Source organism: Microvirga tunisiensis, from assembly GCF_009296175.1.
GTDB classification, from domain to species: Bacteria; Pseudomonadota; Alphaproteobacteria; order Rhizobiales; family Beijerinckiaceae; genus Microvirga; species Microvirga tunisiensis.
This window is the reverse complement of sequence record NZ_VOSK01000559.1, coordinates 1-2,832: the sequence shown is the minus strand read 5'-3', so window position 1 is coordinate 2,832 and position 2,832 is coordinate 1. Positions and strand designations below refer to the sequence as shown.

Here is a 2,832-nt window from a genome sequence, read left to right as displayed (position 1 = left end):
GTTGTGCGAAGCCGCCTGGCTGCCGAGCCGAAGCTCGCCAACCGCCGCTACAAGCCACCCGATGCAGACGCGTTGCCGCCAGCCCTCCAGGTCATCGCTCATGCCAAGGAGGTCTCGCATCCAGACACATAGGCAGCAGGGGATTGGTCCCTGGCGCGCGGCAGGTCAGCCTAGGGATGGCTATGCTCCCTGATCCTTCGGGCCCTGCGCCCGGACGGGCAATTGCCAGGTCGCGATGCACCCAGGGCAGAGACCTACTCAGGCGACTGCCTCTCTCTTCGTCCAGGCGCCACTGCCTTTGGAGGGATGACGTCAGGTGCGAACGGCGCCGTGGCATCCAGATCCGTGCTGACCAGCGACTTCCTCATCGCGAACCGCAGGATGACACCAAGCGATGCGGCAAGCGGAATGGCAATGACTAGACCGACGAAGCCGAACAGATACCCGAACGCGAACAGCGCGAACATCAGCCAGATCGGGTTGAGCTTGACGCGGTTGCCGATGATCCGCGGCGACAGCACATAATCGGCAATCGTTTCGCCGAGCAGAAAAATGCCGGCGACGACCGCCAGGGGTGTCCAGTCAGGCCAGAACTGGGCGATCGCCACGCATGCTGCCACGACGAAGCCGACGCCGAGCCCCAGATAGGGGACAAAGCTGATCAGGCCGGCGGTGAGACCGATCAGGATGGCATGGTTGAGACCCGTCAGCCGCAGTGCGGTGGCATAGAACACCGCCAGGATCAGGCAAATGACGATCTTCCCGCGCACGAAGCCGGCCACCGTGTCATGGATCTCCCGACCAACGGCCCGGACGTCCTCCCGGTGCTTGGCCGGCATCCAATCGTCGATCGTCGCGATCATCCGATCCCAATCCGTCAGAAGATAAATGCTGACGATTGGAACCACGACCAGCAGCGAGAGGAGGGAGAGCAAGGCTTTCCCGCCCGACCATGCCGAGCGGACGAGGTCATCGAGCCAAGCGGAACCCATCGCGGCCACCGTGTGGGTGACCGATTCCTCGATCCGGAGTTCCTGGCCCATGATCCTGTGCAGCCAAGGGCGCCCCGTGTCGGCGGCAAGCGACTGAACACGTGTGACATAGCGTGGGAACTCGTCAAGGAAGAATCTCAGTTCCCCGACGAGAGCCGGGAGCAGCACCAGCAGCAAACCGACGAAGCCGACCGCCAGCACGAGGATGAGGATCAGAGCGGCCAGTCCGCGATTGATCCCGATCCGCTCCAGCCTGTCGACGGCTGGGACGAGCAGGTAGGCGAGCGCCATGCCGATTGCGAACGGCGGCAGGATCTCACGCAGCATCACCAGCATCACCAGGACGATGACGGCAATCGTGATCCAGAATGCGGTGGGGCGGGCAACCGTCATTGCGTCCCTCCCGGGCGGCGATCGTCCCGTCAGGTCCTATGGCTCGACGGGGAAGATAGTCTTCCATTCGCGTTTCATGTCAACCACGGTCCATCCGTCCGCCGCCGCGGTAGCCGCCGACGTGCACAGCGTCGAAACCGCCCGCGTGGAAGCCAGCACCCGGCGCAGGTCCTCGCTGAAGCAGCTCGAAGCGCTGCCCAGCCGTCGCGCAGCGTCCCGGTCGCGTTTCGATGTCATCGCCGTCGGCCGAGGCGGACGGCAGCCAAGGCGTCCCTCATGATGAGCCCCGTCTGGTTCCGGCTCGGCCGACCTGGCATGCACCGGCACGGAATTACGCATCATAGCCGCGCCAGGCCCGTCCGCTTGATCGATGAGGACGTTCGGTTGACAGATTCGGACATCCAAAGGAAGCCGACCGGGGCTTTTGCGACGCAGCGGGTAGGGCAATGTCGGCACTCCCTGGCGGCCCGCGCGTAGGCTCGCCGACGACGAAGATCCCCGCGTGTGCGTGGTTCGGCGGTGCGTGTCCCGCAGGGTCAAGCCCATGGCTCTGAAGGTCAAGCGGACGCTGCCGGATGGCGTAGTGTCATCCTCATCCGGTGCCCGTCGGACAGAGCAGGCGGTGCTGCCAAGGAAGCCGCAACGGGTTCACGCAAAGGCGTGCCCCTGTTGAGGAGGACAGCTCATGCATTGCACATCTGCTTTCGTTGTTCTTGCCGCTATCGCATCCGTGATCATGCCCGTGCCTGCGGACGCCCAACCGCGCTCCCGACAGGTTGAGCAGAGCGGCCCTCTGGTCCTGAGAGTAACGCCGCGCAGTTCCTACGGTCGCGTCCCGCTGTACCTCGTCGGTTCAACCTATGAGCCGAGGAACGCCTTTGATCCGATCGCGCTTGCCGCTCCACTTGGCCCGGCCGCGAGCAATATCACGATCACTCTGCCGGTACCGTCCGCAAGTTGTCGGATCACGCAAGTCAACGCCACCCTGTACGCCAGCCCCGGCTGCCTACGGCAACCACGGTTCTGACTGAACTGAAGGCTATCGCGCGTGAGAGCTTCGTGACCGGCTCGGTATCGGGGTCAACTCGGCGCGCCCGCCTGATCTTCCTACTTCCGCTGGTACTCACCGACCGAGGCGTTCTTCAACAAGAGTTGGGCGCTGCCCGACATTGAGAAGCGCACTTGAATTGGGAAGCCGGCTGCTACGTTGGGAAGCTGTTGAACTGTCGTCTCACGTATATGACGGGATGTTCTGAAAGTGACCCGATAGGTCCGGTCATGTGAAGGGTTTCGGATGCCGGCCCATCACGACGCAGCGAGGTGCACCGGGGCCGGCGTCCGGAAGCCTCCAGGGAAGGAACCCGCGGAACGGTTGGGCGCCGTGCGTGCCGCGCTCATCTATGGGGATTTGGGCACTTCGGATCGGGTGCGGGATCGACGCCGATGC

2 protein-coding genes and 1 pseudogene are annotated in these 2,832 nt (G+C 63.9%); 2 read left to right on the top strand and 1 reads right to left on the bottom strand.

Annotated elements, in window-relative coordinates; all coding sequences use genetic code 11:
- A pseudogene (locus FS320_RS51265) lies at positions 1 to 132 on the top strand (IS481 family transposase); the annotation flags it as partial.
- 122 nt (positions 133 to 254) lie between these two features.
- On the opposite strand, the gene FS320_RS41235 reads toward FS320_RS51265, so the two are convergent.
- Positions 255 to 1,385, bottom strand: a complete 1,131-nt coding sequence (locus FS320_RS41235) for an AI-2E family transporter (protein ID WP_152718362.1) — start codon at positions 1,383 to 1,385, stop codon at positions 255 to 257.
- 685 nt (positions 1,386 to 2,070) lie between these two features.
- On the opposite strand from FS320_RS41235, the gene FS320_RS41230 reads away from it, so the two are divergent.
- Positions 2,071 to 2,412, top strand: a complete 342-nt coding sequence (locus tag FS320_RS41230) for a hypothetical protein (RefSeq protein ID WP_152718360.1) — start codon at positions 2,071 to 2,073, stop codon at positions 2,410 to 2,412.
- Positions 2,413 to 2,832: the final 420 nt, after the last annotated feature.

What these genes read in the sequence shown, in the direction of transcription:
- FS320_RS41230 (WP_152718360.1), top strand. Translation starts at nt 2,071, where the DNA reads ATGCATTGCACATCTGCTTTCGTTGTTCTTGCCGCTATCGCATCCGTG.
- FS320_RS41235 (WP_152718362.1), bottom strand. Translation starts at nt 1,385, where the DNA reads ATGACGGTTGCCCGCCCCACCGCATTCTGGATCACGATTGCCGTCATC.